The following is a 17518-nucleotide window of genomic DNA, read 5'->3' as shown; positions in this document are numbered from 1 at the left end:
ACCATGAAAAGCGAAACCCTCCCCTCCTCTACCACCGATACGGCACAGAGCACCGTCGTACCGGGCCGCCTGGTCTTTCATCGCGACGAGCCGTCCCGCTTCGGTGCCATTGAAGTAATGAGTCAGGATGGCCTGGTGAAGGGCCTCTCGATGAAGCAGCACCAGATCCTACCGTTTGAGCCGGAGGCGCTCCTCACTGCCGCGCAGCTGGCCGAAGTCATCATTGATCTCGCCGGCAAAGCGGCGACACCGGCGAGCGCTGACCAGTTGGCGGCCTACGCTCGTACCTTGGCTGAGGCCTATGGAGCGCACAGCCAAGCGGGTGACCTGGCCGTCGGCGACTTCGCGTTCTATCACGAGGATCCGGATGCATACGGGCCTCTCGCCATCCAGGCGGTCGCTTCGAAGGTCAGCGCCTATAGCAAGTACAAAGAGCTTGAGTTGGACTTCGACCAGGCGGATCTGAGCACTGCCGACCAGCTGGCTGAGGGGCTCATCTGCGCTCTCGCCATCGAAAACGCCGAGCTGCGCCAGCTGAAGGTGTCAGCTCACGCAACAGCCCTCGCCGCGGCATTCGCCAGCTAGCCATTCCGACCGACCCTAGCCCCCGCCTCAGCAGGCCCTTGTCGCACGTGCCTGTCCTCTTGCTTACCCTCTCGCCGGCACACCCGGCGAGTTGTCTCGCACCTACCTACCATCGTACGGTGCCGGGTCTCGCTATCGCAGATCCGCGTTCTGCAGGTAACCCTCTAGCCACCGCAGCGGGATCCGAGGATGCTCCCAGGTACCCCTCGGCAGCACCGGCTGGAGGAGGTCAGGCAGCGCACGCAGTCGCTCGGCGTTTTCCCTCAACGCCAGCCATAGCCTCTCCGGGTCGTCCCATACCGCCAAAAGCTGGCAGACCTCCCGCCAGTTGATGGTGCCGGCCTGCTCCACCGGCGCCGGCCACTTTGTCGCCCGGGTTACACCCTGCTCATCCATCACCATTGGCGCCAGGTCGTAGATCGGCGCCAGCCGTACGCCCTCTCCGTCGCGCAGGATGGCGGTATTGCGGCCGTGGTTGTCCGTGTTGCCGACCACCTGATTCAGAAGGTCTCGCAAAAGGTACTCATCAAGTAGGCCTGGAATGGCCGCTTCCTGGCCGGAAGCCCGCCACACCCTTACCAGCGCCTCAATAGCGTCGAGGTACCCTAGGTAGCTCCCGGGCACCAGCGTGTCCGTCAACGAATAGATTGACTCGACAGCGACCCGCTCAAGACCCGCGGCACCTGGCCGGCGGTCGAAGCGCGGCAACCATAGGCTCGTCTGCCTACCCTCCTCAAGCGCAAGCCCATTAACGGGGATCGTCTCCAGCCCCAGGCTATCGAGCGCCAGGTAGTAGCGGTATTCGCTACGAAGCACGTTTTGGTCAGAAGCGCGCCCCTGGTTGCGGGGAAATTTGACGAGCCAGTGCCGAGCGGCCAAGTCATCAGCAAGCGTTCCGTCCAGGCGAAGCTCGCCCTGATTACCCTCGGTCAGCAGCAGCTTTGGCGCATTGCCTCCGGCGCCGGTGGCGCTTCCCAAGGGGACACCTTGCGGACAGGGGCGGAGCGGACGCATAGCCCGCTGATTGGCGATGGAGGCCAATCGTGGTTAGCCTCAATTGCCGGTGGCACAACTCGCTATAAGCAAGGCCATCCAGTTTGTATGCATACGACAAATCCGAAGCAACCTGATCGGACACCTGGTGCAGGTCGGAAGCCATGACGATTTTGTCGTATGCATACGACAGATCCTGTGCGTCGAGCGCGGACGTGGTCAGCTCAGCGAAGCGATTGACCGTTTTGTCGTATGCATACGACAAAGCATAATCAGCCGTCTAAGTGTTTGTGGCGCTGTAGCTGCCGGGAGCACGGGTAGGACTCTGTCTAACGTCAGGCGAGTACCCACTATCTATTTTTGGAGCGCACGCCCGAGCTCTCGTGATGACTCGTTGGAAGCGCTAAAATTTCTTGCGGCGCTCCTAAACGCTACTAGGCCAGCCACCTATCGATGGCAGCGGTACTGGAGCAAGAAACCTCAGCAAGCCGGGCAATGCGTAACAACTTCTAGCCACTACGTGCTTACTTAAGCACTTATTCGCTTATGCACTTACATGAATGCTTATCACCTATTTATGAGGGAGTACGTCGCAGTGGTGGCCGATCTCTTTTAGGAACTCGTGCGGCCCTCACGCGTCGGACGCTACCGGTGGACGCTCGAACCGGCGACGCGCCTCGGACAGCATCGATAGGCTGAGCTTGCGGACCTCGATCTTGCTCTGCTCGATATGGGCCCTCAGCATCAGCAGGGTGTCATCGCGCTTGCGCAGGCGCAGTGCCTTGAGGATGCTCACGTGCTCGTTGTAGGTCTCTTCGATGCGGGCGCGCTGGGAGAAGTCCAGACGCCGGACGATGCGGATGTGCTCCGTCACCTCGCGGTGCACCCGCAGCATCTCCCGGTTCCCCGTCGCGGCCACCAGCCCGCTGTGAAAGGCTTCGTCCAGTTCGGCAACGGTTTGCATGTCGGTGTGGCGCTGTTCCTGCGGCACGATCCAGACCTGGCACAGGGCTTCCAGCATTTCCGGCAGGTCGACCAGCCCGCACAGCCGATCCACGGCGGCGGACTCGAGCACAATGCGCAGGTCGTAGAGCTCGTCGATACGGGCGAAGTCGAGCGGCTTGACCATCCAGCCGCGGCGGAACTCCACCTCCAGATAGCCTTCGCGCTGTAAGCGATAGAGGGCGTCGCGGACCGGCGTACGGGACACCTGGTAGCGCTCGGCGATCTGCGTCTCTGTGAAGCGGTCATGAGGCAGCAGATAGAAATCGAAGATTTCCTGCTTGATTCTCAGGTAGATCTGCTCGCCCAGGGCGTTGGTCTGGAACTGGGTCATGGGTTATCCCGGGTGTCCAAGGTGTCCAGGTCGATACTGACGTGGGCGGCGACGACCTTCCACTCCCCTTCCAGACACAGCCAGGTCTGCATCTGGCGTCCGACCCGTGCGGTAACGCCATCGCTGAATTCGGTGCTGACGGTGGCGCAGTCCTCGCCGAAGGTGGTGATCACCGTGTGGTGCAGACGTCTGCCCGCCCCGACCGGTTGGCAGAGCCGTCGATACGCGGCGATGGCCTCGCTGCCATAGAGATTTTCCGCCACCCCGAAGCGCACCGTGTGGGGCGACGACCAGAAGTACCCGTCGAGCGTTTCCAGCTCGTTGGCGATCAGCGCCCGCTCGTAATCGCGAAAGGCCGCCGTTACCGCGGCCACTACCTCGGGAAGATTGATTGCGGAAACCGAAGTCATGGCAGGTCCTTGTGCAGAGCGGCTTCCAGAGCCGCCAAAGAGGCCGTCCGGCCGACGATGCCGCCCTGGGCGACGATCATGTCCAGTGTCGCGCGTTTGAACGCCGGGAAATAGCTTTCCGTGGCGTCCTCGATCAGCAGACAACGATAGCCGCGATCATTGGCTTCCCGCATGCTGGTCTGCACGCAGACCTCGGTGGTGACGCCGGCGAACACCAGGTGACTGACGCCCTCGGCTTGCAGTCGCTCGTGCAGACCGGTCGCATGGAACATGCCCTTGCCCGGTTTGTCGATCACCCACTCGCCCTCTATCGGGGCGACCTCGGCGAGGAGCTGGTTGCCGGGTTCGCCACGAACCAGGATGCGCCCCATCGGCCCGGGGTCGCCGATCCGCAGTCCGGGCAGTCCGTGGGCGTGTTTGGCAGGGGGGCAATCGGACAGGTCGGGAAGGTGGGATTCGCGGGTATGGACCACCAGCACCCGGTGCTGACGGGCCAACGCCAGCAGCCGCTGCACGGCTGGGATGATGGCTTTCAGCGGCGTCACATCGTTGCCCAGCGCCGCGCCGAAGCCGCCAGGTTCGATGAAATCCCGCTGCATGTCGATCACCACGAGCGCCGTACTGGCCGGCTCGAAGGCGAAGGTGTCGGGACGGGCGCTCACCTGGATCATACGGCCTCCGCCTGCGTCGCACCGCCCGCCATATGGTGACCCAGCACGGCCCGGTCGGCCTGGGCGATGGCGGTCTCGAAGCCGATATGGCCGTCATGCATCACCAGAATGCGGTCGGCCAGTTCCAGCAGTTCATCCAGGTCTTCGCTCAACAGCAGCACCGCCGCACCGGAATTCCTGGCCGCGACGATCCGTTGGTGAATGAGCGCCGCCGACGCGAAGTCCAGTCCGAACACCGGATTGGAGACGATCAGTACCGCGACCCCCTCGGTCAACTCCCGCGCCAGGACGGCACGCTGGACGTTCCCCCCCGACAGGGTACCGATGGGCCGCTCCGGATCGGCCGGCGTCACCTGGAAGCGCGCGATAAGGTCGCGCGCCTGAGTACGGATGGCTCGGCGATCAAGGCGCCAGCCCTGGCGGCACAGCGGTGCCTGGTCGAAATTGCGCAAGGCCAGGTTCTCCGCCACGCTCAGGCTGGCGATGCAGGCATTGCGCAGCGGCTCCTCCGGCAGGCTGTAGAGGCGCAGGTGCTGCATCTCGCGGCGGGTGGCGTGATAGCGCTGGCCGTTCACCCGGATCTCGCCGGCACCGGCCTTGCGCTGCCCCAGCAGGGCCTCGGTGAGCTCACGCTGGCCGTTACCGGAAATCCCGGCGATACCCACGATCTCGCCGGGGCGTACGGCCAGCGACAGCCCGCTGACCGCCAGCGTCCCCTTGTCGCCTGGCACATCCAGCTTAACCACCTCCAGGCGAGGTGCCGCCTCGATCACGCCGGACCGCTCGAGCTTGGCCGCGGCGGCGCCCGCCTCGCCCATCATCCAGCTGGCCAGGAATTCGGGCGAAGTGTCTGCAACGGCTGTGCTACCAACCAGCCGGCCCTTGCGCAGGACCGTGACGTCATCGGCGAAGGCGGTCACTTCACGAAACTTATGGGTGATCATCAGCACCGAGATATCTCCTCGATGGGCCATCTGCTGCATCAACCCCAAGACTTCATCGGCCTCCTGGGGCGTCAGGACCGAGGTCGGCTCATCAAGGATGATGAGGTGCCTTTCCAGGTACAGCTGCTTGAGGATCTCGAGCTTCTGTTTTTCACCCGCCGCCAGGCTGCTCACGGGACGCTCCAGGTCCAGGCGGAACGGCATGCCCGCCATGAAAGCGGCCAGCCGCTCGCGCTCTTGCGACCAGTCGATACGCCAGGCCAGGTCGCCGCGCGACAGCACCAGGTTTTCCGCGACGCTGAGCCCCGGTGCCACGGTGAAGTGCTGATAGACCATGCCGATTCCGAGGGCGTGGGCGTCCCTCGGCGTGCGGATCTGTCGCTCGCGATCGTTCACCAGGATCGCGCCTTCGTCGAGCGGGCCATAGCCGACGATGCCCTTAACCAGGGTGCTCTTGCCCGCCCCGTTTTCGCCCAGTAAAGCGTGCACGGTCCCGGCCCTGACCTTCAGGGAGACCTCAGCCAGGGCGCGAAAGCTGCCGAAGGTCTTGCCGGCACCGATGATCTCCAGATCCAGGGCGCGCATGGCTCAGTCCCCTGCCAGCACGGCGAGCAGCATGGACGAGTCGCCCACCGCACCAAAGACCCCACCCTGCATCTTGACCATGTTGAGCGCGGCCAAGTGGTTGCCGTGGTCCGTGGCGCCGCAGCAGTCTTCGAGCAGGATGCATTCGAAGCCGCGGTCGTTGCCCTCGCGCATGGTGGTATGGACACAGACATCCGTGGTGATCCCGGTGAGGATCAGGTTGGCGATGCCGCGGGTGCGCAGGATGAGTTCAAGATCCGTGGCGTAGAACGACCCCTTGCCGGGCTTGTCGATGACGATCTCGCCGGGTAGCGGCGCCAGCTCCGGAATGATCTCCCACCCCGGCTCACCCCGGATCAGGATGCGACCGCAGGGACCGTCATCGCCAATGCCGGCGCCGATGTTCCGCGAGCGCCAGCGCTTGTTGGCCGGCAAGTCGGACAGGTCGGGACGATGGCCCTCCCGGGTATGGATGATGGGAAATCCCTGGGCCCGCATGACCTCGAGCACCGACCTTATTGGCTCGATGGGCGCGCGGGTCAGCGACAGGTCGTAGCCCATGGCATCGACATAGCCGCCGACGCCACAGAAGTCGGTCTGCATGTCGATGATCACCAGGGCGGTGTTGGCCGGATCGAGCCGACCGTCATAGGGCCAGGGGTAAGGCGCTGAGGCGAGCAGACGTGGACTCATGGGTCACTCCTGAGCTGAGGGCGTGAACGGGCGCTCCGGTGCGGGCATTCCGCAGGAGGTGCCATCGGTGTGGACCACCTGGTCCTCCCACGGCAGCCGATAGCGACCCGCCGCCAGGTCATGCATGTAGGTGTAGGGGCAATCCTGGGCGCCGCCCTTGACGGCGGAATAGCCACGGTGGCCGAATTGGTAGATGTTGTTCTCCACGCCCCAGTGCACTCGCGCTTCACGCACCAGGTCCGGACGCATTTCACAGCAGACGATCTCGTCGGCACGACCGCCGCCCTGGTTCATCACGCTACCGTCGAAATCGACGAACATGGCTTCGCCCATCGAGTCGAAGGTGCCATCGGACCCACACATGCAGACGCTCGCGGTCTGCATCAGATTGCAGAAGGCATTGGCCTGGTTGGTGATCTGCCAGGCATGACGGATCGGGGCGGTATAGCCCGCGGTACGAATCATGATCTCGGCACCCTTGTAGGCGCACTCGCGCGCCATTTCCGGGAACATGCCATCGTGACAGATGATCAATGCCAGCTTGCTGCCACGCGGACCGTCACAGACTGGAATGCCCTGGTCGCCCGGCTCCCAGGGCTCGACCGGCACCCAAGGGTGCATCTTGCGGTAGTACAGGCGGATCTCGCCGGTATCGTCGACGATGAGACCACTGTTGAAAGGGTTGCCCGCTGGATTGGCCTCCATGATGGAGAAGCAACCCCAGATGCGGTTATCGACGCAGGCCTGGCGTAGCGCCGCCACTTCCGGCCCTTCCAGGGAGCAGAGGATCTCCGGTGAGGTATCCATGGACAGCCCGTGCAGCGAGTATTCCGGGAAGACGATCAGATCCAGGCTCGGCATGCCCCGCCGGGCCTTGCCGACCATTTCCACCACCCTCTGGGTCTGCGCCCACAGGGCCTCCCGGGTATGGGGATCCGGCAGCGACAGCTGCGCCAGACCGATCACGACGCCATTGGGCGACTTGTTCAAACCACCAAGACCACTGGACATGAGCTTTTACCTCTAGCGGGTGAGACTGAGCTCGCCGGGAGCGCCAGTCAGGGTTCGATTTGGCCGGCAGGTGACGAACATCACCAGCAGCGTCAGGGCATAGGGCGCGGCGGCGAACAGGTAGTAACCCGTACTGATACCCACTGCCTGCAGGGCGGGGCCAATGGCGCCGGCCGCGCCGAACAACAAGGAGGCCCACAGGCAATTCAGCGGTTGCCAGCGCGCGAAGATCACCAGGGCCACGGCCATCAACCCCTGGCCACTGGAAAGCCCCTCGTTCCAGCTGCCGGGGTAATACAGCGAGAGATAGGCGCCGCCGACGCCGGCGAGAAAGCCGCCGACCGACGTCGCCCAGATGCGTACCCTGATCGGGTGATAGCCCAGGGCCTGGGCCGATTCGGCATGATCACCGACCAGGCGCAGCATCAGGCCCCAGCGGGTGCTGCGCAGCCCCCAGTGCAGCAGGATGGCCAGGGCTACACCCAGGAAGAACAGCACATTGATGTTCAGTGCCGAGCGCACCCGCTCATCCGCGGACCAGTGCCCCAGCGAAAACGACGGCAGCATGGGTGCCTGCGGCTGGATGAAGGCCTTGCCGAGAAAGAACGCCAGGCCCGTTCCCAGCAGGATCAGGGCGATACCGAAGGCGATGTCGTTGACCTTGGGTAGCGAGCAGACGATGCCATGCAGCAACCCCAACAGCAGGCCGGTACAGCCTGCCGCGAGCACGCCCAGCCAGGGTGAGCCGGACAGGTAGGACGCGGCATAGCCGGTCATGGCCCCCGCGACTAGGATGCCTTCCAGGCCCAGGTTGATGCGTCCGCCTTTCTCGGTGAGGCACTCGCCCAGACTGACGAACAGAAAGGGCGTACCCACCCGCACCGCGCCGGCCAGCAGCGCCAGGAAGAAGGTCAGCCAATCGAGGTTAGCCATGTTCGGGAACGCCTCCGACCGGGGTTGCCGCCTTCGCCAACAGCCGCAGACGCCAGGCCGTGAGGCGTGGGCTCAGGGCTTCCCAGGCCAGCAGATTGGTGAACAGGATGCCCTCGAGGATCAGCGTCGTCGCATCGGGCAGGTCCAGGCGCCGCTGCAACAGGCTGCCGCTGGCCTCTACCCCGCCCAGCAGCGTGGCGCAGAGGATGATGGCCAGGGGGTTATGCCGGGCGGCGAAGGCCACCAGAATGCCGCTGGTGCTATAGCCGGCGATCAGCGCCGCGTTCGCACTGCCCTGCACCGCCGCGACCTCGAACATCCCGGCGAGCCCCGCCGCCGCCCCGCCGAGCAGGCAGGTCATCAGTACCAGGCGATTGACGGAAAGTCCCAGCATCCGCGCGGTTCGCACGTTGCCGCCGACGATGCCCAGGGCGAAGCCGCTGACACTATGGCGCAACAGGACATAGGCCAGCAGGCAGGCGATGACGCCCGCCACCAATCCCCAGTGCACGGCAAAGGCGTCGCTCACGGTACCGATGAGATAGGTATCCTCGAGCGGTACGGTCGAGGGCTTGTTCAGACTCGCCGGATCGCGCAGCGGGCCTTCGACCAATTGCCGAAACAGCGCGATGCCGATGTAGGAGAGCAGCAGGCTGCCGATCGTCTCGTTGAGGCCGCGGCTCTGCCGCATCCAGCCCGCCAGCCCGATCCACAGACCGCCGACCAGCATGGCCGCCAGGCCCATCAGTACCAGCATCAAAGGCCCGGGAAGCGCGGGTAGCCACAGGGGCAGCACCGCGGCGGCCAGACCGCCCAGTACCAGGGCCCCTTCCCCGCCGATGATGATCAGCCCGGCCCGGGCTGGCAGCGCGACGCACAGGGCGGTCAGCATCAGGGGCGCGGCGCGCTGGAGGGTATTTTCCCAGGCGAAGGAAGAGCTGAAGGCGCCTTCGAAGACCAAGGCGCCCGCCGCCAGCGCCGGCTTGTTCTGCACGGCGAGGAAGAGCAGAAACAGTGCGCCCGAGGACAGCACGGCGAGCAGCGTGGGCAGTCCGGGCAGCGCCCTGGCCGCCAGCCGTTGCAGCTTGTGTTCGAGGCTATTCATGCCACCCTCAGATCTGGCCCTGGACGCCTTCGACCAGGTAGTTCATCCGCTCCAGCACCACGTCGGTCTGCGGCTGGCTGGTACCTTCCGCGATGACGACAGTGCCCTTGTTGTCCTTGATCGGGCCCTTGAAGATGACGAAGCTGCCCGCGAGCATCTGGGCCTTGATGGCGTCGGCCTGCTGCTTGGCCGCGTCGCTCACCTTCGGGCCGTAGGCCGAGGTCTTCACGAAGCCGTCCTTGAGCCCGCCACGCATGAAGTTGATCATCGGCTTGCCGGCCTGGGCGGCCTCGACATGGGCGCGATAAGGGGTTTCCCAATTCCACTCGGCACCGGTGAGATAGCCCTCAGGCGCCAGGGCCGCCTGGCTAGCGTGGTAGCCGCAGGTCATGACGCCCCGCTTTTCGGCGGTTTCGACGATCACCTTGGGACCATCCACGTGACAGGTCAGGACGTCGCAGCCGCGGTCGATCAGGCTGTTGGCCGCCTCGGCTTCCTTGACCGGCAGCGACCAGTCACCGGTGAAGATCACCGTGACGGTGATGCTCGGATCGACCGAGCGCGCACCGAGGGTGAAGGCATTGAGGTTGCGCAGCACCTGGGGCACGGGCTTGGCCGCGATGAAGCCGAGCTTCTTCGACTGGCTCATATGGCCCGCCACCACGCCGTTGAGGTACTGACCCTCATCGATGTAGCCGAAGAAACTGCCCGCATTGAGCGGATCCTTACCCTCCTGCCAGAGGCCACCGCAGTGGGCGAAGCGGACATCCGGATACTTCTTCGCCATCTTGAGCACATGGGGGTCGAAGTAGCCAAAGGAGGTGGGGAAGATCAGGGTGGCGCCATCCTGGCGGATCATCGCCTCCATGGATTTCTGCACCGCCACCGTCTCCGGGACATTCTCCTCTTCGATCACCTTGACGTTGGGCAGGGTCTTGATGATCGCAGCGGCCTGCGCATGGGCCTGGTTGTAGCCGAAATCATCGCGGGCGCCGACATAGATGAAGCCGACGACGAGGGGCTTGTCGGCAGCCCGGGCCAGGCTGAACGGGAGTGCGGCACTGGCGCCGATCAGCCCTGCCAGCTTGATGAAATTGCGACGGTCGATAGGATTCATGTCAAGGTCCTCGGTGGGTGTCGGGATCAGAGCGAAGCGCGATAGGCGCGCCAGCCTCCAAAGCGGGTGATGTCTTGGGCGCCATCGAGGCCGGCAGGCTCACAGATGAAGCCCTTGACCCAGCGTCCATCGGCCAACTCGACCGAGCCGATGCCGAGCGGCGCGGGAATCGCGGCGACGAAGGCGCCGAAGAGGCGCAGTGGCATGGTCCAGACCTCGAGGTCGATCGCCGCGCCCTCCTCCGCCACCCTGACCAGGCCAGGCTTGGCCGGCTGGGTATTGGCCAGGGCATAGAGTCGGTAGTGGTCACTGGTGGTGGTGCTGGACAGGCGCCGGGCACCGCTTTCGAGCAGTTGCCAGTTCAGCGGCTGGCCCCAGAGATGCGCGCCCACGACGGCCACTTCCACCTGGGGTTCACCGGCGTCCAGCGGCGCGAGGGCGATGGCGTCGCCTTGGTCTTCGCCTCCGAATAGCGATTGCCAGCGGGCGGCGGTCTCGGCCAGGTACTGGTCCGAACCAGCCCGGCCGATCAGGGTGATACCTGCCGGCAGACCATCGCCCCGGGGTACCCCTGGCAAAGCAAAGGCCGCCATGTTCATCAAATTGACGAAATTGGTGTAGTAGCCCAGGCGCGCATTGCTCTGGACGGGATCCGCCATGACCTCGGCGATGGTGGGCATGCACGGCGCCGTGGGCACCACCAGCAGGTCGAAGCCCGCCAGCAGTCGCTCGGCGTCCCGGGTCAGGGCTTGCAGCCGGTATTGCGCCTCAAAGGTATCGACCGCGGTAAAACGATCCGCGCCAGCCAGGATGCCCTTGACCACGGGATGGAGGGCAGCCGGTCGTTCAGCATAGAACTGCCCTACGGCAGCCCGTCTTTCGGCCACCCAGGGTCCCTGATAAAGCAGTGCGGCTGCTTCGGCCAGGACGGCATAGGGTATTTCGTCGATCGTGACGCTGGGATCCTGGCGCAACCGCGCCAGGCTCTGCGCGTAGGCTTGCGCGGCCTGGCCGTCGCCGAAGAATTCCGGCTGCGCCGGTACCGCCACCCTACGCCGCCGGCGCTGCACGGGCCGGGTCAGGGGTTGGCGCGCATAGGCGTCCTCGGCATCGTAGTGGGCCGCCACCTGCATGACCTGCCAGGCACTGGCGGCATCCGCGGCGAAGATGGACAGGGTATCGACGCTCCGGCAGGCCGGCACGACGCCGCGGCTGCTCAGCAGTCCCAGGCTCGGCTTGAGCCCGACGATCCCATTGAATCCGGCGGGCACCCGCCCGGAGCCGGCCGTATCCGTCCCCAGGGCGAAGGCGACATAGCCCAGGGCGACGGCGACGGCCGAGCCGGAGCTGGAGCCACCGGACACGTAGCGCTCATCGACCGCGTTGCGCACGGCGCCATAGGGCGAGCGGACGCCCACCAGGCCCGTGGCGAACTGATCGAGGTTGGTCTTGCCGACCAGGATGGCGCCGGCATCCAGCAGACGCTGGACGACGTAGGCGTTTTCCCGGGCCACGTAGGCGAACTCCGGACAGGCCACCGTGGTGGGGAGTCCTGCCACATCGATGTTGTCCTTGACCGCGAAGGGAATGCCAAAGAGTGGAAACCGCTCCTGCAGCGCGCCGCCGAGCTCGTTGGCCTGCTGCTCCAACTCCCGGGCCCGCGCCTGCAGGGCCGCCTGCGGCAGACGGTGAATCCATACCTCCGGTCGATCACTGAGCTCCAGCATCTCGAGCAAGGTCTGTACGGTCTGGCTGGGCGTCAGATCACCTGCGGCATAGCGCTGGGTCAGGGTACTGATGGGGTACGGATTCATGAGCATCCATTCCTGTATACAAGTGTGAATTCAAGATTTGCATGCTCTGTGCCAAGTTGTGCTTGGTGTCCAAGGGCGGCTTCTATTCCCCGTCCTTGAGCCTTCAGACACCAGCTAAAAGAACGGAGGTGACGGCCCAATGTGCGCCCCGTGCACCGGTAGCGTGCAGTCGGCTGATGCACGCACCGCTTTGGTTGGCGCCGCTTGGGCGGTTACGCCGGCCGCCAGTCGAGCACCTTCCATCCTGCGGCCTGGGCCTGAGCCAGCAGTACCTCGTCGGGGTTGACCGCCACCGGGTGCTCGACCTTGCTCAACAGGGGCAGGTCGTTACGGGAGTCTGAGTAGAAACTGGCGCCCGCCAGGGACTCGTGCTGCTCCTGAAGCCACTGCTCGAGACGGATCACCTTGCCCTCACGGTAGGTGAGCACGCCCGAGGTGCGCCCCGTATACCGACCTGCGACGACCTCCACGTCTATCGCCAGCACCTCGTCGATACCGAGGCAGGCCGCGATGGGTTGGACCAGGAAGGCCGCCGAGGCCGAAATTACCAGCAGACGGTCGCCCGCCTGGCGGTGGGCCTCCACGGTGCTGCGGGCGTCGGGATAGAAGCGCGGTGCGATGACCGTATCGAGGTAACCGTGCACCACCTCGGCCACCTCCTTGGGCGTCCGGCCAACCAGCGGTTCGAGGCTGAACGCCATGTAGTCTTCCATGGCCAGTTGCCCCTGGCCGTACAGGGCCATGAGCACCTGGTCGCGGCGCGGGAAGTCCTCGGCGTCTACCCAGCCGATGCGTGCCATCCAGGCACTCCAGAGGCTGGCGCAATCGCCGTGGATGAGGGTTTCGTCGAGGTCGAACAAAGCAAGAGCCATGGGAATTTTCCAGCGTGTTGAAGAGACGCGGCCGCCAACAGCGCGCTGGCGGCCGGGAGGGACGGCTCAGCCCATTGCCGGCGCTACCGCACCTTTGGCGGCCGGACGCGGGGCCACGCCGAGCTCGAACAGATCGGCGACCCGCCGGCTTTCCGCCTCACTGGGCTTGATGGCCAGAGCGCAACCCACAAACACCAGGGCATTGAAGATCACGCCGACGATCCCGCTGGTGAGCGAACCCAGGGCAGCGATGTCGTCCGGGTAGAGCACCGTCAGGACGATGGCGATGAGAATGCCGGTGAGCATCCCCAGGATGGCGCCCTGCTTGTTGCCCCAGCGGGTGAAGATGCCGAAGAACAGCGGCACGGCCAGCTGGATGATCCCCTGGTAGGAGATCTGGGCCAGCAGCTGCAGGCGTGAGTAGTTGAACGTCAGGTAGGCCACCACGGCGGCGGCGGCGATGAAGACGATCATTCCGCCCTTGGCCAGCGCGGTGAGCTGGCGGTCGGTCCGGGGCGTGGTCCAGGTCGCGAGATCATTAGCGAACTGCACACCGCAGACCTGCACGCAGCCGTCGACGTGACCGATGCTCGCGGCCAGGACGATGGCGATGGCCAGCGCCAACAGCCACGGCCCGCCGATATCGAACAGGGACAGGAACCAGCCCTGCTGCGGATGGGCCGCCACGTTCGGGTCCTGGCTGACCGCGGCGGCGAACAGCATGAGGATGCCGTAGAAGCCGCCCACCAGCAGGATGGTATAGACCGTGCCCTTCTTTACCGAGCGGACGCCGCTGGCGGTGTAGATGCGCTGGAAGCTCATGGGCCAGCACATGGAGCCGATCACCCCGGTGAAGATCAGGCTGAACATGTACCAGGCGCCATAGCCGGTGCCGGTGTCTCCGGGAATCAGCAGCATCTTGGCCGGCAGTTCGGCCAGGTTGGCGAAGGAGGCGTTTTCACTGCCCCCCAGCAGGAAGACGCAGAGCGCCGCGGCCAGGACGTAGGCGATCAGGCCCTGGTACATGTCGGTCATGATCAGGCCACGCATGCCCATGCTCACCGTCCAGTATTGGCGGATCAGCACCACCAGCACGCCCGCGGTCAGGCAGGCGGTGATGCCCCAGCTGCCGAAGCTGGCGAACTGGAACAGCATGGCCAGTGCCTGGATGCCCATGACCACCCAGGGGAATACCGAGATGATGCCGATGATGGAGGCCAGTCGCTTGACCGCCGGGCTGTCGAATCTCATGCCCAGCAGGTCAGGCTGGGTGGTGAGGTTGAATCTCTGGCCCCAGGTCCAGGCGCGATTGGCCATGAGGTACATGGCGGTCACGCCGAGGGTCGAATAGACCATGCCGTAGAAGCCGAGGGCCCCGCCCACCGACAACGAGAAGAACGCCGTGAAGGTAGCGCCCGGCCACCAGGAGTTGGTGTAGCACATGGCGATGTACCAGGGCCCGTAGGAACGACCGCCGACCGCGTAGTCGGCGAAGTCATGGCTCTGCTTGTTGGTGAGATAGAGCACGGCGATCATCCCGGCCAGGAACAGGCCGATGACGCCGAAGCTGATGAGCATATCGAAGGAGCTACCGGCAGGGATCATGGCTGGGTCTCCTTGGGGATGTCGCCATTGGCGGATTCGACGAGATAGAGCGCCGCTACGCCGACGCCGAGCAGTACGGCGATGAGGATCCAGTAGAAGATCGGCAAGGGAATGCCCAGTACCACTTGAGTGCTGCCGCTCACGCTGAGATAGAACGGCGGGAAGACCGCCATCAGCAGCAGGGCGCAGAAGTACAGACCGAAACCGCAGGTCTTGAGCGAGAAAGGACGGGAGGACGTCATGACGACACCCCCTTCCGGACGCCGCAGAGCAGCGCTGCGGAAGGTACACGAGGGGAAATGAGACTGTTCACGAGGGCTGGTTCCTGTGGCAGGCCGACGGTTGATCGAAAGAGGCTTCGCGAGGCAGTCGAGGGGCGCGCCTGCGCGATGAACAGGTCATCTGCAGGGGGACGCCGGTGTTTCCTATCGTTGTCGGCCACCTTCTGCGAAGTGGCTCGGGGATCCGTCAGACCTGCCTGAGCCAGGTCTCCCAGCGGGAATCGTGGATGACGCTGCGGGCGCGGCTGTGCTTGAGCGCGCCGTATTTGTAGAAGTCGAAGTCGATCTGCGAGACGGCGTGTTGCACCATGGCCCAGGTGGACCACTTGAGGTCGGCCAGCGCCTTGTTGACGTACACCCGCGCCAGCGTCTGAGGGGTCACGGCGCCGAAATAGTCTTCGAGCAAGGCCAATTCCATGTCCGGGGCGAAGAACATCTCGCCGAACCAGAGCGCCAGTTCATAGTGGCGATCATTGTTGGAGGCATATTCGAAGTCCACCAGCCGCACCTCGGCCGCGGCGTTGAGCATGAAATTACCGGCCAGGGTGTCGTTCATGCAGGGCGCCAGATCGACCCCGGACGCCTCCAGTGCCTGCCGGGCACGGCGATACTGGCGGTCGAGCCAGGCATGGTCATCGGGCCATTGCCCGCCCAGCTCATGCACCTGGCGCTGGTGCTCGTCGATCATGTCGAAGGCCGTCTTGGTCTGGATCAGCAACGGCTGGTCGTTGAAGGCCTTGAGTGCACGCAGCGCCCGGTGGCGGACGTCGCGATCGAGGAAGTCACGATTGGACGAGGCGCGCCAGCCCTCCATGAACTCGAAGACCTCCACGCCGTGTGCCTCGAGAAAGGCCACCACCGGGGCGCCATAACCGGTGGCCGCGGCCTTGAGGCTGGCATCGTGGGCGGTACGCCGGTCGATGAAGAGCTCCGTGCCCTGTTGCTGACCAGCGTATCCACCGCCGAGAGCGGCAGGGTGTTGATGAAGGTGCGGTGACCGAACTTGGCGTCGTCCGCCAGGATGACGCTGCGGCGACAGTTCACCGTCAGCGTGCGACGCAGATGCGCCTCGGGTTCCTCGTAGTCCATGAGCCCCAGCTCGGCATCCACCGCGCCGATCCCCATGAAGGCGATGTCGTAGTGAAAGCCCGCGGCGAACGCCAGGGTATGCGGGCCGATCAGGGCGTTATCGTTGCGGCGGATATCCCCAGGGGTCATCAGCACCTGATTGGCGCTGTGCTGTGTGAGCAGCAGGCCAATATCCAGGGAGTTGGTCACCACCCGCAGGGCTTTGAACCGGGTGAGCTGCTGCGCGAGCGCCAGGGTCGTCGTACCGGTGTCCAGGAACAGCGCCATGCCGTCCTGGACCAGTTCCGCCGCACAGGCCGCCAGACGGGTCTTGGCGCGCGTCTGGATGCGGCTACGCACCTGCAGGGGTTGCTCTTCGTTGGGCTTGGGCAGCACCGCACCGCCATGGATCCGACGCAGCTTGCCGGCCTCCTCAAGGTGCTTGAGATCACGCCGGATCGTCTCTTCCGATACCTGCATGGCTTGCGCCAGGTCTGCGGCCTTGACGCGCTGCTGCAGGTTGATGAGACGCAAGATTTCGTCAAGGCGAGGCTGGTTCAGCATGGCAGGAGTCGTCCGCAACAGAGAGAAGCGCTCAGTGTAACGGGCTGCTCCGGCTGATTTCGCGCGGCGTGCGTGCAGCCTCGCCGCGACCTTGGGCGGCGAGAACAGGCGAGGCGATAGCGGGACGGATGAAGCCATGGAACGTTCCTTTCACGGATGGAGCGGTGAAAGGCAGGTTGGAAAGGTGGTGCAACGGGCCAGCCTCTTTAGCGGGCGAGCGCCGTGTGGATCAGGTCAACGCAGCAGGGGTGGTACTCTATGAGCCCAAGGCAGCAGGGCCTCGACGGCGGCGCAGAACTGCAGGACCGCGGCATCCGCATGCCGGGGCCCCACCACCTGCAGGCCAATGGGCAACTCGTCGGCACTCCAGGCACAGGGCAGGCTCGCCGCAGGATTTCCCGACAGGTTGAAGGGATAGGTAAAGGGGGTCCAGCGCGCCCAAGGGGTGCCGCTGCCGGCTGCCTCGTAGCCCTCCTCCGGCCCGGTCAGGTGGGCGGGAAAAGGCAAAATCGGCAAGGTCGGCAGCAGCAATAGATCGTAGGACTCGAACAACGCGTGGACCTGGTTGGCAAACATCGCGCGCTGCTGGGAAGCCGCAAGATAGTCGGCGAGATCGTACTGACGCGCCTTCTCGATCAAGGTGGCGAAGCCGGGATCGAGCTCGCCCAGTCGGCCGCCCAAGGTCTTGCCATAGGCGATGCCGCGCCCTGCTACCCAGAGCGTCTCGAAGGTCGTCAGCGGATCGCGCCAGTCCAGGGTCAGACGGGTTCTACCTCGTTTCCACGGACGGTTTGAAAAGGGCTGAAAACTTCAGATCTTGCCGGGCGACTCTACGACGCATTCGTGGGTTATGAAACCGCTCGATGTAGTCGAATAAATCCGCCCGTGCTTCATCACGAGTTCGATACGACTGATGGGCAACGCGCTCCCG

15 protein-coding genes and 4 pseudogenes are annotated in these 17518 nt (G+C 64.7%); 1 reads left to right on the top strand and 18 read right to left on the bottom strand.

Annotation, left to right across the window (positions count from 1 at the left end; all coding sequences use genetic code 11):
- Positions 1-3: 3 nt before the first annotated feature.
- Entirely contained in the window at positions 4-585 is a 582-nt protein-coding gene (locus EC839_RS21600; protein WP_007162808.1) for a hypothetical protein, read from the top strand.
- A gap of 132 nt (positions 586-717) precedes the next feature.
- Here the strand turns inward: EC839_RS21600 and EC839_RS21595 are convergent, their stop codons facing one another.
- From EC839_RS21595 to EC839_RS21510, 18 genes and pseudogenes are all read right to left on the bottom strand, one after another.
- Complete coding sequence (locus EC839_RS21595) at positions 718-1563, bottom strand: HipA domain-containing protein (RefSeq protein ID WP_007162807.1); 846 nt, start codon at positions 1561-1563, stop codon at positions 718-720.
- A 646-nt stretch (positions 1564-2209) separates the two neighbouring features.
- Complete coding sequence (locus EC839_RS21590) at positions 2210-2914, bottom strand: GntR family transcriptional regulator (protein ID WP_007162806.1); 705 nt, start codon at positions 2912-2914, stop codon at positions 2210-2212.
- Positions 2911-3324, bottom strand: coding sequence for an oxalurate catabolism protein HpxZ (gene hpxZ / locus EC839_RS21585; RefSeq protein ID WP_007162805.1), 414 nt, complete (start codon positions 3322-3324; stop codon positions 2911-2913). The genes EC839_RS21590 and hpxZ overlap by 4 nt, the downstream gene beginning before the upstream one ends.
- Positions 3321-3995 (bottom strand): cysteine hydrolase family protein, encoded by a 675-nt coding sequence (locus EC839_RS21580; RefSeq protein WP_007162804.1) that lies wholly within the window; start codon positions 3993-3995, stop codon positions 3321-3323. The genes hpxZ and EC839_RS21580 overlap by 4 nt, the downstream gene beginning before the upstream one ends.
- A complete protein-coding gene (locus EC839_RS21575) occupies positions 3992-5524 on the bottom strand; it encodes an ABC transporter ATP-binding protein (RefSeq protein WP_007162803.1) in 1533 nt (510 codons plus the stop codon). Before EC839_RS21575 ends, EC839_RS21580 begins: the two co-directional genes overlap by 4 nt.
- A 3-nt stretch (positions 5525-5527) precedes the next feature.
- The gene (locus tag EC839_RS21570; RefSeq protein WP_007162802.1) at positions 5528-6217 is read right to left on the bottom strand and encodes a cysteine hydrolase family protein; all 690 of its coding nucleotides are present in this window, start codon (positions 6215-6217) and stop codon (positions 5528-5530) included.
- Between the two features lie 3 nt (positions 6218-6220).
- Positions 6221-7228 (bottom strand): formamidase, encoded by a 1008-nt coding sequence (locus tag EC839_RS21565; protein WP_007162801.1) that lies wholly within the window; start codon positions 7226-7228, stop codon positions 6221-6223.
- 12 nt (positions 7229-7240) lie between these two features.
- Positions 7241-8161, bottom strand: coding sequence for an ABC transporter permease (locus EC839_RS21560; RefSeq protein WP_007162800.1), 921 nt, complete (start codon positions 8159-8161; stop codon positions 7241-7243).
- A complete protein-coding gene (locus tag EC839_RS21555; protein ID WP_007162799.1) occupies positions 8154-9266 on the bottom strand; it encodes an ABC transporter permease in 1113 nt (370 codons plus the stop codon). Before EC839_RS21555 ends, EC839_RS21560 begins: the two co-directional genes overlap by 8 nt.
- Positions 9267-9273: 7 nt before the next feature.
- The gene (locus EC839_RS21550) at positions 9274-10383 is read right to left on the bottom strand and encodes a BMP family ABC transporter substrate-binding protein (RefSeq protein WP_007162798.1); all 1110 of its coding nucleotides are present in this window, start codon (positions 10381-10383) and stop codon (positions 9274-9276) included.
- 26 nt (positions 10384-10409) lie between these two features.
- Complete coding sequence (gene atzF, locus EC839_RS21545; RefSeq protein ID WP_007162797.1) at positions 10410-12197, bottom strand: allophanate hydrolase; 1788 nt, start codon at positions 12195-12197, stop codon at positions 10410-10412.
- 212 nt (positions 12198-12409) lie between these two features.
- A complete protein-coding gene (locus EC839_RS21540; protein ID WP_017638720.1) occupies positions 12410-13069 on the bottom strand; it encodes an HAD family phosphatase in 660 nt (219 codons plus the stop codon).
- Between the two features lie 66 nt (positions 13070-13135).
- Positions 13136-14674, bottom strand: a complete 1539-nt coding sequence (locus EC839_RS21535) for a sodium:solute symporter (RefSeq protein WP_017638721.1) — start codon at positions 14672-14674, stop codon at positions 13136-13138.
- Positions 14671-14916 carry a hypothetical protein gene (locus tag EC839_RS21530; protein WP_017638722.1) on the bottom strand — a complete coding sequence of 82 codons (246 nt, stop codon included), beginning with the start codon at positions 14914-14916 and terminating at the stop codon, positions 14671-14673. Before EC839_RS21530 ends, EC839_RS21535 begins: the two co-directional genes overlap by 4 nt.
- A 226-nt stretch (positions 14917-15142) precedes the next feature.
- A pseudogene (locus tag EC839_RS21525) lies at positions 15143-15892 on the bottom strand (phosphotransferase); the annotation flags it as partial.
- Positions 15883-16587 (bottom strand): annotated as a pseudogene (locus EC839_RS21520) (DeoR/GlpR family DNA-binding transcription regulator); the annotation flags it as partial. The pseudogenes EC839_RS21520 and EC839_RS21525, both read right to left, overlap by 10 nt.
- A gap of 234 nt (positions 16588-16821) precedes the next feature.
- Positions 16822-17349: pseudogene (locus tag EC839_RS21515) on the bottom strand (amidase family protein); the annotation flags it as partial.
- Between the two features lie 7 nt (positions 17350-17356).
- Positions 17357-17518 (bottom strand): annotated as a pseudogene (locus EC839_RS21510) (IS3 family transposase); the annotation flags it as partial.

The sequence above is a fragment of the Pseudomonas sp. JUb52 genome (genome assembly GCF_004341115.1).
Lineage (GTDB): Bacteria > Pseudomonadota > Gammaproteobacteria > Pseudomonadales > Pseudomonadaceae > Chryseomonas > Chryseomonas oryzihabitans.
This window is presented reverse-complemented; position numbering and strand designations above follow the sequence as displayed.